Below are 12,517 nucleotides of genomic sequence, written 5' to 3'. Positions count from 1 at the left end.
GGGGCGGGAGCCGCCTTCTTGGGGGCCGGAGCGGCGGCGGCAGCCTTACCCTCAACAGAGCCCACCACCTTGGAAATCACGATGATTACCAGGGCCAGAATGGCCAGCATCATAAACACGACCACCATGCCGCAGACGGCCACCATCAGCGCTTCCGGTACAGTAAGCGGGCTAAACGGATCCAGGATTGCTTTTTCTAACGTCGGCATATTCCATAACCCCCTAAACTTAGCCCAGGGTTACCAGCAGATCGTCGGTATTGACGGTAGTACCCACAGTGGCAGCCACGGCCTTGACGGTGCCGTCCACAGGAGCGGAGACTTCGATCTCCATCTTCATGGCCTCCAGAACAACCAGCACATCGCCGGCCTTTACCTGCTGGCCAACAGAGCACTCTACCTTAAACACATTGCCGGGCATGGGGCTGTTCACGGCAGTCTCACCAGCAGCCACAGCAACGGGGGCGGCAGCAGGGGCAGGGGCAGCGGCAGGAGCGGCGGCAGGAGCAGGCGCAGGCGCAGCCACGGGAGCGGCTACGGGAGCGGCCACAGGGGCGGCTACGGGGGCAGCCACAGGGGCGGCTACGGGGGCAGCTACAGGAGCAGCAGCGCCGGTCTTCTCCACGGTCACGCTGTAAACTTTGCCATTGACGGTAACATTATAGTTCATAGCTTTGTTTTCCCCTTTACAATTATTAATCTTCCGCCTAAACGCTGGACCGTTCCCATATGCGGGCCAGCGTTTAAGCGTTTAGCAATCTTGTGTTAGTTAATGCCAACCAAGATTACTCAAATTGGTCGCATTATAACATTATTTTCCGCATTGTGTCAAGCGCTGCGGGGACAAACACCAAGTTATAACAGGATCTTTACAGCACATCAGCAAACGCCTGGATGGCGGTGCTGGCCTGACCAAAGTCCCGCATCTGCTGGTCGACGCCCAGCTTGATGTGAGGCACGCCGGCCTCGTCCAGGGCCTTCTTCAGATAGGGATACTCCATCTCCTCGGGGTCACAGAACTGCTGCATAAACAGCACCAGGCCCTGAGCACCGGAATCCTTCGCCAGCTTGGCCACAAACTCGCCGCGGCGGTTCTGGTTGGAGTGCTCATCGTAAAGCAGCACGTCATAATCCTGATCCGCAAACTGCTGGGCCAGAGCCATCATGGGATCACCGGTTTCAGCGGCATCCACACGGATAGCACGGCTCTCCTGAGCCACATCGTCAGCTGCAATGGCAATGTTATTGTCATCAAAAATCTGCAGCAGCTTGGGGTTGTCGCAGATAATGCCGGAGGTGAGGACCTTCTTGCCCTTCCACTGAGAAGCGGGCAGAGCAGCCAGCAGAGCGTTGAGTTCCTCCAGCTTGGCGGTGTGCACTTCCTTCTCCATAAACCAAGCAGAGCGGAGAACCGCGGAACGGTTGACGGCGGAGACGGCCTCGGGGTGCTGACCGGCCAGCTTCACAAACTCCCGGCGGGCCTTCCGGCTGCGGTTCATGACCTTAATGGCCTGACGCAGAGCCTCATCGGTAATGGCGGTGCCGGAGATCTTCTCCAGCTCAGCCTTGATGTGCATGTACTGGTCCACGGTAAACTGCAGGCCGAAGGCGGGACGGCGGTACTGGGGATGGGCCAGGAAGATGCAGGGCAGCTTCTTGCTCATCGCCACACGGATGTTCTGGCTCATGGGGCGCAGCGTATCGCAGATGGTGGGAGTGATGATGCCGTCCAGCATATCCAGGGTGCCGTCCAGCAGCATCTCCAGGGCCAGCTGGGCGATGGTGCAGTAGAAGGTGGCACAGTACTCCTTGGCCAAGGAGATGGTCTTGCTGTTGCTGCCCCAGATACCCATGGGCACCATACCGGCGGCCAGCACTAGCTCCTCGGGGGCATAATAGGGCAGGACGCCGATGACCTTCTTCCCCTGAGCCTTGTAGGCCTCGATCTGACGGTGGGGATGCTCGGAGACTTCCTTAAACTGATTGAGTAAAACCTCGATGCTCATGGCTTACTTGCCCTCCTTCGCAGCTTTGTTTGCTTCCATCGCTTCTACCAGGCCCTGAACGCGGGTCATATACTGGGCCTCGTTGAAGTTCCGGGGATCGGCCTGGTCACCGTCGAAGCCGGCGCAGGGCACGCCCAGATCCTCAGTAAAGCGGCGCTGCATCTCAGCCATGTAGCCAGACCAGGGCTTGCAGGAGCGGTTGTAATGGACCAGAACGCCGTCCACCTTGTTATCCCGGCAGATGCCCTCACGCCAATCCACACCCTGCTCGATACACACGGAGTTGGGGGCCTTGTAGTAAGCGCGGGCCATCTCATCCATGTCGTTATACACGAAACCGAAGGCGGGAGCGTACACCACGGCGGTGACGTTGACCCCGTGCTCCTTCAGGGGCTTGAACAGGTTGGGCAGCTTGGGCCAGCAGGGAATGCCCTCGAACATGACACGATACTGCTCGGGGAACGGAGTGGTGGAGGTGCCGTTCTTCACGGCCTCAGCCAGGTCCTGCTCCAGCAGCTCAAAGGCCTCAGCCGCCTCCACCTTGCCGCGGGCGGTCACCACGTCGGCCATGTGGTTGAACAGGTCGAAACCGCTGTAAGGAGCGGGCTTGTACTGCAGGTAGTCACACACCCGCAACCAGGCCTTGGCGGTGCGGTTGGCGTTGGCACAGGCGTGCTCAAACTTCTTCTCGTCAAACTTCTTGCCAGTGATCTGCTCCAGCTGGTGGATGGCAGCGTCAAACTGAGCGCGGACGTAGGCTACGTTGGTGTCATGAACATCTACCGTGTTGTTGTAGGGGATGTCGATCATGATCAGGGGAATATTGCGCATACGGGCAATATTCTCATACCACTTGGTCATACAGTTACAGATGTTGTTGCAGCACAGCACGAAGTCGGGCTGAGGCATACGCATCTGACGATAAGGCTTGATGGCCTCCCGGCGGAAGTTCTTGTAGGCGATCTCCTTCTCGGTGGTCTCGGGCAGGGCCTCGATCTCATAGATGTCATCCAGCACCGTGTAGGGCTGCAAGGTCTTGGGATCCTTCTTGGGCTTGCCGGTCTCGGGATCGATGACCACCTTGCCATTCTCGTCCTTCAGCGGCTTGCCGCTGTTGGGATCCATAATATACTCCAGGGTCTCGGGGTCAAACTTCCGGGACGCACGCTTACCGGCGGCATAGGCCAGGCTAATACGGGCGTAGCCGCAGATATCATTGTCAAAGCCCAGATCCTCAGCGGCCTTACACATGATCTCGCCGTCCCGGTTGGCGGCGATACCGGCAGCCTGGTTCTCGGGGTACATGACGTTCAGGTCAAAGGCCTCGGCCAGCTCACAGGGGAACTTGGAGCTGGACCAGCCCACCAGTTTGCCCTCAGCATGGGCCTTACGGGCATCGGCATACACATCCTCGACGACTTTGCGCAGAGCCTTGACGCCAGGACTTACTTCTTTAGCCATTGTAAATTCCTCCTTAGCGGAAAATCAATTTTACAGTCAGGCTGTTGGAAAACAGCCTCCACATGCTACTTATCCTTTCGGAATGCCCCGATCCCGGCAATGACCAGACCGACAGCACCTACTAACAGGGCAGATTCTCCCCGGCTCATGAGGTCGCTAATCCCTGGAAGCCATACATCTGACAACATCATCAGCATAGCAAACAGGATAACCGCAATTCCGAACAGGACCGTTTTCATCCCTTTTGCTCCTTCTGATACTTCTGATAGGCAAACAGAGCAGCTCCCAGGGCCCCATTGTACTGGGTCAAGGGAGAGGTGTAGATGATATGGCCCAACTCCTCCTCCAGCGCTTTCACTACGCCGGTGTTCTGAGCCACACCGCCTGTCATGACCACCTGGTCCCGCACACCGACCCGGTGGGCCAATCCGGCCACCCGGCTGGCCACTGAGTGGTGGATGCCGTTGATGATGTCCCGCTTATCCGTATCCTGGGAGAGCTGGCTGATGACCTCACTCTCGGCGAAGACGGTGCAAGTGGAGCTGATGGCCACATCCTTGGTGGACTGGGCACCCAGAGCACCCAGATCCTCCACCTTCACCTCCAGCACCCGGGCCATTACGTCCAGGAACCGGCCGGTGCCGGCGGCACACTTATCATTCATGACAAAATTGGTCATAACGCCGTTCTCGATCTGGAGGACCTTTACATCCTGGCCTCCAATGTCGATGACTGTGTGGACGTCCGGGAAGAGGAAGGACGCTCCCTTAGCATGGCAGCTGAGCTCGCTCATCTGCTGGTCCGCCAGCTCCAGCAGGGAGTTACGACCGTAGCCGGTGGCCAGAATAAAGGCCATATCTTCCTTCTTCATTCCCGCATTTTCCAGCACCTCAGCAATGGCTCGCTGGGGACCGCTGGTGCCGGCACCCACGGAGATCAGGGACTTGCTGACGATCTCCTTGCCGTCCGCGAGCATGACGCACTTGGAAGCGGTGGAACCGATATCGATTCCCAGAGTGTAAATACTCATAATCAATGTCTCTCCGTCTCGAAATGAAATGGCCGGGCGGCGGGCCGCCGCCCGGCTAATGGGATCACTTACTTCTTAAAGGTCTCGTAGTCCTTGATGGTGCGGGGCAGCAGCATCTGGTGGAAGGGGCAGATGGACTCGGGGTTCTGATAGCAGGCATCGGTGAAGGCCACGATGTAGTTACGCATCATGGGCAGATCCACAATCTCGTCCACCAGACCAGCCTGGGCGCAGAACAGAGGCTTGGACTTCACGTCATAGTCGTCGATCAGAGCGTTCATCTTATCGATGGTGGGCTGCAGATCCTTGCCCGCCTTCTGGTCCTTGGCCAGACGGCCGGTGTACATGGCGTTGGCGGCAGTCTTGCCGTTCATAACGTTGATCTCTGTGGCAGCGGTGCCCAGAGAGAAGGCATTGTTGTCGTTGCCCTGGGGGCCGCCCAGCACGTAGTGGGCAGCGGCGGTGCCGCGGCGCAGGGTGATCTCCATCATGGGCAGCTTGCTGCTCTGGATGGAGTAGATCAGGGACTGGCCCAGGCCCAGCAGCTCAGCGACCTCGGCGTCGTCACCCACGTCGATGCCGGTGGTGTCCTGAATCCAGATCATGGGGATCCGGTCACGGGCACACAGAGTGACAAACTCGTTCATCTTAATCAGGCCCTGGCGATACAGCTTGCCGCCAGCACCCATGGACTGGCCATACTTCTCCATCTTGTACTCAGGGTAGTTGGGGAACACGCCCTGCTGGTTGGCTACCACGCCCACCAGAAGGCCGTCCACCTTGGCCAGGCCGGTAATCATCTCGGGGCCGTAGCCCTTCTTGTACTCCATGAACTGGCTGCCGTCGAACAGGCGACCAAGGACAGAGTACATATCGTAAGGACGGTTTTTATTGTTGAGCACCAGATCGTACAGCTCCACATCGGACATAGCGGGAGACTGGGGCTCATCCACACGGAAGAACTCCAGATCATAGCTGGGCAGCATATCCACGTACTTCTTGATGCCCTCGATCACGCCCTCCTGGCCGGTGTATACCTCACGGAAGAAGCCGGTCTGGCCATAGTGGATGGACACGCTTCCAGGAGGATCGGCACGCAGGCCCTTGGTGGCCTCGATCTGAGCCAGAGCGGCCTCCATATCCACATGGGGCTTGGGGTTCATGCCGCCCACGATACCAGCGCCGCCCACGGCCATGTTAGCCTTCTCATGGGCGATGAGGATGGTGGGGCTGATGGAGTGGTAGCCACCGCCGGCAGGGTTGGTGCCGTGGATACCCACGATGACGGGAATGCCCATCTGGTTGAGCTCAGAGTTGCGATAGAAGGGAGTGCCGCCGCCCCGACGGTTGGGGTACACCTTCTCCTGCTTGTCCAGCTCCACGCCGGCGCACTCCAGCAGATAGATCAGGGGGATGCGCAGACGCTTGGCGGTGTCGCTGCCGCGGAGCAGATTGTCCGCCTGGCCGGGCACCCAGGTACCGGCGTGCTTCTTGTTATCGGAAGCGATGATGACACACCACTTGCCGTTGACCCGGCCCAGGCCCTTGATAATAGAGGTGGAGCCGTTCTTATTGTGCTCGGGGTTGTACAGGCTGTTCAGAGGGCACCAGGTGCCGGGGTCCACCAGCAGGGTGATCCGCTGCATAGCAGTCAGCTGGCCCTTGGCGTTCATATCCTCGTCGGCTTTGCCAGCAGACAGAGCGTCTACAATGTGAGCGTGAATATCGTCCTCAATGGCACGCAGCTCTTCCACATTCTCAGGATTGGCGCGGACAGCCTTGCCCACAACAGGCATGTTCTGGAAATAACGGGGCATAGAATAGTTACCCAATGTCAGTTCCTCCTAATTATTCTGATATGGTATGGATGGTTGGTCTATTTTACTTACTCCTTGGGCACCTTGATGAAGGCCTGGCCGGGGTCAATCTCCTCCCGGATGAGTTTGATGATCTCAGGGCTGGGACCCTCCATCAGCTGGGCGCGGGACACGTCCACCTCAAAGCCGGTGTTCTCCCGGACCATCTCGGGGCTGGAGAACGGATAATAGTAAGCCAGGTACATCCGCTTGGTCTCGTCGTCAAACTTCATAATACCCAGGTCGGTAACCACCATCTGAGGACCGCGGTTGCCGGGCAGACCCACCTTCTCACGGCCGCCAGGGCCGTCCATCCAGCCGCAGGAGGTGATGTAGTCAATCTTCTCCATGAAGCGGCGCTTCTGGTGCTGCATCATAATGATGGTGTTGCAGTAGGTGGCGATGCCGTTGGCGCCGCCGGAACCGGTGAACCGGGTCTGGGGCTTGACATAGTCACCCTTGCCGTAGATACAGGTGGAGTTGACATTGCCGTAGGGATCGATCTGGGCGCCGCCGATGAAGGCGATCAGACGGTCCTCGTTGTGCAGCCACTCGTTGGCCTCAAAGCCGATGAACCGGATGTTGGGCCACTGCACGGCACAGTGAGCCATGAAGCGGTTGTCGCCCACGGAACGGGGCACCTCAACAGGGGAGCAGTCCATCAGGCCACTCTCCACGATGGGGTGGCAGGAGGGGCAGACCGCCCGCTTGGCCAGGGAGGCACCGATCAGAGGAAGGCCGGTACCCACGATCACGATTTGGTTCTCTTTGATGTTCTTAGCGATGGCATAAGCCTGCATTTCCTGCTTGGTATACTTTGTATAGTCAGCCATTTTCATTAACCTCCCTAGCGATCAGTGTCTGGTGGAATAACCCAGATGGGGCTCATTCTTCAGCCGCAGCAGACGGGAACCGCCGATCTTGTCCAGCAGCTCATCGTTGTCCTTCACGCTGTAAACCCACTTTTCCACATAGTCCTTGAAGGTCTCGGGAATGGCGGCACCGGAGGCGGCGTCATCAGCAGCCTTCTTGGCCTTGGCGGCGGCATCCGCCAGCTTCTCGTCCTCAGGCTTAGCGGCGGCAGCCTTGGCAGCCTTCTCAGCAGCCTTGGCCAGCTGGGCCTTGGCGTCCTCAGCATCCTGATACTTGGAGGCCTTATCGTACTCCTTCAGGGCGTGGGAGTCATTGTCGTAGTAGTTGTAGCACTGGGAGGGCCAGGCGCCGTAGGGAGCGTGGACCACCGCGCTGACGCACTCACCGAAGATGCGGGTCAGAGTGGGATCCCGGCGGATGTACTCATCGCTGACCAGCTCCTCGCAGGTCACGATCACCTTACGGGCAGCCACGGCGATGTCAACATCATGGAACTCGTCGCCCTCGATGATACAGGTGCCATCGGGAGAGGCCTTCTGCACGTGGATCACAGCAGTGTCCAGCTTGGGCACGGGGACAGCCACGACCTTCTCACCGGGCTGGAAGGGATTCTCGATCTCCACACACTTCAGATCGTCCACCTTCTCCAGCGCCTTGCGCTGCTCCTCACTGATGCCCCAATACTTCATCAGGCCGGAGCCCTGCATCAGGCGCACAGGCAGGAAGGGCAGGCCCAGAGAAGCAGCATGGAGCTGGAGCATCAGCACGTCCTGAGAGTAGTCCTCATAGGTCAGATGGCCCTTCTCGATGGCAGCACGGAAACGACGGGAAACGTTGGTGTAGCCGGAGTTTGCGGTGTAGCAGTTGATGTAGGCTTTGACGCGGCCCTCACCAATCATCATGTCCCAGTCGCCGCCGGCAGGTCCGGCCCAGACGGTAAAATCAGTCTGGCCCTGGCGCAGGATCTCCCCCACCACGGCGTAGGGCTTCCGGTTGGTCGTAAAGCCGCCGAAGCAGATACAATCTCCGCTTTCCACGTACTTGGCGACCGCGTCATGCAAGGAATACACTTTGTTCATGGTAAAACCCCCATTGCAAAAGTTTTTTGTTTCTCTCTGGTTTTCAAGGTACGGGTTTACGCTCTTTTTCGTGTACTATCTTATCACAACTTTCACAAAAGGTCTATTTGTAATTTAGCAAAAAGTTTGCATATCTTCTCCTCCCATGCTATAATGGCCTCACGCAACTCTTTATCTCCCTTTTTTGCAACAGTCCACGGAGGTTCGCCATGAATAATGTAGAATTTCATCTTCAGCTCAATCACAACGAAACCTGGAATATGAGCCGTCTTCATTTCCACGACCACTTTGAGCTGCTTCTTCCTCTCACCACGCCCGGAAACATCTTTGTGAACGATCAGGTCTACCCTCTGCGCCGGGGTACTCTGTACCTCATTGGAGAGAATACCCTCCACCGCACAATGGCAACCGGCTTCCACGCCCGTTATGTCCTGCACATCAGCCGCAAGGCCCTGGTGGAGCTATCCACACCTCAGACCGATTTCACCCAGCTGGCTCAGGACTCCTTCCGTCGCGCCACCCTCAACGGCGAGGAAATGACAGAGATCATTGAACTCTTCCAGGCCTTGGAGCGCAATAAAAATGACGGTTCCTTCGGCAGCGATATTCGCCAGACTGTAGCTCTTCTAAACCTGCTGATCCGGGTCGCTCCCACCCTGAACGCAGCCACTGCCGGCGAGTCCATCCGCAATAAGGATTTCCTGCGGGTCGCCCCCATTCTGGACTATATCCGGGACAACCTGGCCGAGCCTCTCACCTTGGATCAAATTGCCAACCAGTTCTACATCAGCAAGCACTATTTATGCCGTGTGTTCAAGGCTGCAACCGGTTTTTCCGTGATGGAATACATTATTTATAGCCGGGTTCTCCGGGCTCGACAGCTCCTGCAGGAGGGTGTCAGCGTACAGCAGGCCGGAGAGCGTTCGGGATTTTCGGACAACTCTCACTTCATCCGCACCTTTGGACATCTGACCGGCCTGACTCCCGGCCGCTACGCCAAGGAGTACCAATCAAGTGATCAGATTTTGCTCCAGGGAAACGGGACCCGTACATAACAAACGCGTACATTCCATCTGTTTTTTCCTTTTCTTTCCGTTTTTTGTCCCCATTTTGGGTCAACATCTGCAAACCGTCTTTTCCCTCCTCTATTTTGTCATTTTTGTCAAAATGTAACGGAGGACAGCCAGCTAACACGCCGGCTGTCCTCCGTTTCTTCACTTTCTTGGACTGCGGTAAAAACGCCCGGACAGCTTCTCTGTCCGCATCACATTCACAAACGCATTTGGATCGGCCTGCCGCACCCGACGCACCAGCCTGCGCACTTGGCTGCCGGATACTACCGTATAGATTAGCACGCAGGAAGTTCCGTTATAAAGCCCCACGCCCTCCACCAAAGTAGCAGAGTGATTGGTATCCTGAATTTGGGCACATACTCCCCCAGCTGTCTCTCGTCCGGTAACAATAAATAAGGTAGCCCGCCGCCCCTCCGGGTCCAAGGTCCGAACCACCTGGGTAACTGTAAATTGGAAGATAATGGAGTACAGGGCCTTATCCCAGCCAAATAGCAGACCGGCTACCACCAGCAACACGGCATTGCAGCATAGAATGTAGTTCCATGCATCCATATTCTTCCGTTCAGACAAGGCGATGGCTATAAAATCTGTTCCTCCACCGCAGACCCCTGCATACAGACACAAAGCAGAGCCTAATCCATTAATCAGACCACCGAATACACAGATCAATAGTACATCCTCTGTAATGGGCATGGAGGGAATCATATCGGTAAAGAAACTGGTCAGTACAATCACCACGCAGGAGTAAAAGGTGAAGTGCTTTCCTACAAATTTAAAGCTGATTACAGCCGGAATAGCGTTCAAGACCAGATTTACCGGGGAGAAAGGAATTACGATTCCCCAGTATTCCAGCGCACAACGCTGAACCAGACGGGTAACCCCGTTAAATCCCCCCGGAAACAGGTCTCCGGTCTGGATAAAACTCTTATAGTTGGCGGCAAACGCCAGGGACGCCACGATCATCGCTAACAGGCGGAAGGCCGTCTCCCGCCACTTGGGCTGCAAAGATTTGGTCTTCATAATTCCCTCCACGCGCTCTCAGCGCCGGCGCAAATGAGTCCGCTTCTATTCCGATAGCCTTTCTGTGCTTACTTGGCCTGGGACAACATATCCAAATTTTTCATAAAATATTCCACCCCGGAATAAATGGTGGTCAGCACGATTACCGCCACACAAATCCCGTTGATCCACGGTGCAATGGGCAGCAGCATCAGCACAATACACACCATGGTAGAGGCAGTCTTCACCTTTCCAGACCAGCCAGCGGCAATGACCCGCCCCTTGTCAGCGGCCACCATACGCAGTCCGGACACTCCGAACTCTCGAATAATGACCACCAGCAGGGCCCAGCCGGGCATTTGCCCAATCTCCACAAACCAAAGCATGGCAGCTGTCACCAGACATTTATCTGCCAGGGGGTCCATAAACTTGCCGAAATCAGTGGTTTGGTTGTAGTGTCGGGCGATATAGCCATCCAGCGTATCAGTGAGGCTGGCTACCACAAAAATGGCCAGCGCCACATAATTCGACCAGGGCGCCTGCCCCAGATACAACACCAGAAGAAAGGCCGGAATCATCAATACCCGGAGCATCGTCAGCTTATTGGCTGTATTCATTGTTTTATGTTCTCCTTCATATTCCCCAACTAAACTGCATGACAGTTGCAACTTTGTCATTCCCGCCCCGTTTGAGGCAGACGGAATGAGCTTTGATATGCCGATAGTCTACCACACTTCCCGAAGGGAAACAAGCGCTTCCCCGCAAATCAGGACAGGGGTGGAATTTTCCCTGGGCTTGCGGAATTTTTCTCCGCTCACTCTTCGATTTCTCCCGTCAAATCTCCGTCGGAAACTCCGGTGATGCGCACGGGCACAAAACTGCCGGCCGGCACCAGCCCAGCCGCGGTAAAGTACACATGGCCGTCAATATCCACGGAATCAGCATAGGTGCGGCCCACATAACAGCCAGCCTGGCTGTCAAAGCCCTCGCACAGCACCTCCATCACACTGCCCAGACGTTCTTCATTATAGGCATCCATGATCCGGGATTGCAGGTCTACCACCAGTTCCACCCGGCGGGCCGCTACCTCTGGATCCACCTGGTCCTCCATATCGGCCGCCAAAGTGCCCTCCTCCGGGGAAAATTGGAACACGCCTGCCCGCTGTAGTTTCTGTTCCCGCAAAAATTCACACAGCTCCTCAAACTCCGCCTCTCCCTCTCCGGGCAGGCCACAAATGAGGGAGGTGCGCAGCACCACATCCGGCATGGCCTGACGCAGACGGGCAAACAGCTCCTGTAGCTCCACCTTGGTATTGCGGCGGCGCATGGCCTTTAAAATCCCATCGTTGCAGTGCTGAATGGGGATATCCAAGTAGTGGAGAATCTTTTTCTGGGACGCGATGGTTTCCACCAACTCCGGGGTAATGACCTCCGGATACAGGTAGTGCAGGCGAATCCAATGAAAGTCCAGCTTACACAGTTCTTTCAGCAGCTTGGCCAGCGTGGTTCCATCCCCCAAATCCATCCCATACCGGGTGATATCCTGGGCAATCACGATCAGTTCCTTCACTCCGGAGTCAGCCAGCTGTTTGGCTTCCGCCAGCACCGCCTCCGTGGAACGGCTGCGGTAACGGCCTCTCAGCTTGGGGATGATACAGAAGGCACAGCCATTGCTACAGCCCTCAGCAATTTTCAGATAGGCAGTATAGGAGGGCGTAGTCACCATGCGCTCTCCATCCTCATAGGTGCGGTGAATGTTCCCAAAATGGGCAGGTCGCTCCCCCGCCATCAGCTCCTCCACCGCCTGGACCACATCGGTATAGCTTCCGGTCCCCAACATACCGTCTACCTCCGGCAACTCTGTCCGGATATCCTCCGGATAGCGCTGGGTGAGACAGCCGGTCACCAGCAACTTTTTCAGTTTTCCACTCTCCTTGAGCTGGGCCAACTGAAGAATATTGTCAATGGCCTCGCTTTTGGCCGATTCAATAAATCCGCAGGTGTTTAGCACCGCCACATCGGCTCCCTCAGGTTCGCCGGTAACCGTATGTCCTGCCTTCCGACACAACGCCATCATCTGCTCCGTATTCACCAGATTCTTGGCACAGCCTAAGGAGACAAAAGCTATTTTATATGGCATC

General features: G+C 56.6%; 13 protein-coding genes. 1 reads left to right on the top strand and 12 read right to left on the bottom strand.

Going from position 1 to position 12,517, the window contains the following annotated elements:
• The 9 genes from B5E43_RS12055 to B5E43_RS12020 form a co-directional block, all read right to left on the bottom strand.
• A partial coding sequence (locus B5E43_RS12055; protein WP_206406998.1) for an OadG family transporter subunit occupies window positions 1-209 on the bottom strand: 209 nt, incomplete at its 3' end.
• Between the two features lie 19 nt (window positions 210-228).
• Window positions 229-669, bottom strand: a complete 441-nt coding sequence (locus tag B5E43_RS12050) for a biotin/lipoyl-containing protein (RefSeq protein WP_087397054.1) — start codon at window positions 667-669, stop codon at window positions 229-231.
• 199 nt (window positions 670-868) lie between these two features.
• Window positions 869-2,005, bottom strand: coding sequence for a (R)-2-hydroxyglutaryl-CoA dehydratase subunit beta (gene hgdB, locus B5E43_RS12045; RefSeq protein WP_087397052.1), 1,137 nt, complete (start codon window positions 2,003-2,005; stop codon window positions 869-871).
• Window positions 2,006-2,008: 3 nt separating this feature from the next.
• A complete protein-coding gene (hgdA, locus tag B5E43_RS12040) occupies window positions 2,009-3,466 on the bottom strand; it encodes a (R)-2-hydroxyglutaryl-CoA dehydratase subunit alpha (RefSeq protein WP_087397050.1) in 1,458 nt (485 codons plus the stop codon).
• A 65-nt stretch (window positions 3,467-3,531) separates the two neighbouring features.
• Entirely contained in the window at window positions 3,532-3,705 is a 174-nt protein-coding gene (locus tag B5E43_RS15175) for a hypothetical protein (protein ID WP_158099056.1), read from the bottom strand.
• Complete coding sequence (gene hgdC, locus B5E43_RS12035; protein ID WP_087397048.1) at window positions 3,702-4,496, bottom strand: (R)-2-hydroxyglutaryl-CoA dehydratase activase HgdC; 795 nt, start codon at window positions 4,494-4,496, stop codon at window positions 3,702-3,704. The genes B5E43_RS15175 and hgdC overlap by 4 nt, the downstream gene beginning before the upstream one ends.
• Window positions 4,497-4,564: 68 nt before the next feature.
• Window positions 4,565-6,313, bottom strand: a complete 1,749-nt coding sequence (locus B5E43_RS12030; RefSeq protein WP_343214317.1) for a carboxyl transferase domain-containing protein — start codon at window positions 6,311-6,313, stop codon at window positions 4,565-4,567.
• A gap of 68 nt (window positions 6,314-6,381) precedes the next feature.
• Complete coding sequence (gene gctB / locus B5E43_RS12025) at window positions 6,382-7,185, bottom strand: glutaconate CoA-transferase subunit B (RefSeq protein WP_087397044.1); 804 nt, start codon at window positions 7,183-7,185, stop codon at window positions 6,382-6,384.
• A 21-nt stretch (window positions 7,186-7,206) separates the two neighbouring features.
• The gene (locus B5E43_RS12020; RefSeq protein WP_087397042.1) at window positions 7,207-8,304 is read right to left on the bottom strand and encodes a CoA-transferase; all 1,098 of its coding nucleotides are present in this window, start codon (window positions 8,302-8,304) and stop codon (window positions 7,207-7,209) included.
• Window positions 8,305-8,513: 209 nt separating this feature from the next.
• On the opposite strand from B5E43_RS12020, the gene B5E43_RS12015 reads away from it, so the two are divergent.
• Window positions 8,514-9,359: an AraC family transcriptional regulator gene (locus B5E43_RS12015; RefSeq protein WP_087397040.1), complete on the top strand. Its 846-nt coding sequence runs from the start codon at window positions 8,514-8,516 to the stop codon at window positions 9,357-9,359.
• A 159-nt stretch (window positions 9,360-9,518) separates the two neighbouring features.
• Here the strand turns inward: B5E43_RS12015 and B5E43_RS12010 are convergent, their stop codons facing one another.
• From B5E43_RS12010 to rimO, 3 genes are all read right to left on the bottom strand, one after another.
• A complete protein-coding gene (locus tag B5E43_RS12010; protein WP_087397038.1) occupies window positions 9,519-10,397 on the bottom strand; it encodes a YitT family protein in 879 nt (292 codons plus the stop codon).
• A 68-nt stretch (window positions 10,398-10,465) separates the two neighbouring features.
• Complete coding sequence (pgsA, locus tag B5E43_RS12005; protein ID WP_087397036.1) at window positions 10,466-10,993, bottom strand: CDP-diacylglycerol--glycerol-3-phosphate 3-phosphatidyltransferase; 528 nt, start codon at window positions 10,991-10,993, stop codon at window positions 10,466-10,468.
• Between the two features lie 197 nt (window positions 10,994-11,190).
• Entirely contained in the window at window positions 11,191-12,516 is a 1,326-nt protein-coding gene (rimO, locus tag B5E43_RS12000; RefSeq protein WP_087397058.1) for a 30S ribosomal protein S12 methylthiotransferase RimO, read from the bottom strand.
• Window position 12,517 lies beyond the last annotated feature (1 nt).

This window comes from Flavonifractor sp. An100 (assembly GCF_002161175.1).
Lineage (GTDB): Bacteria > Bacillota > Clostridia > Oscillospirales > Oscillospiraceae > Lawsonibacter.
Note: the sequence above shows the minus strand (reverse complement) of the source record. Positions and strands in the feature narration are given on the sequence as shown.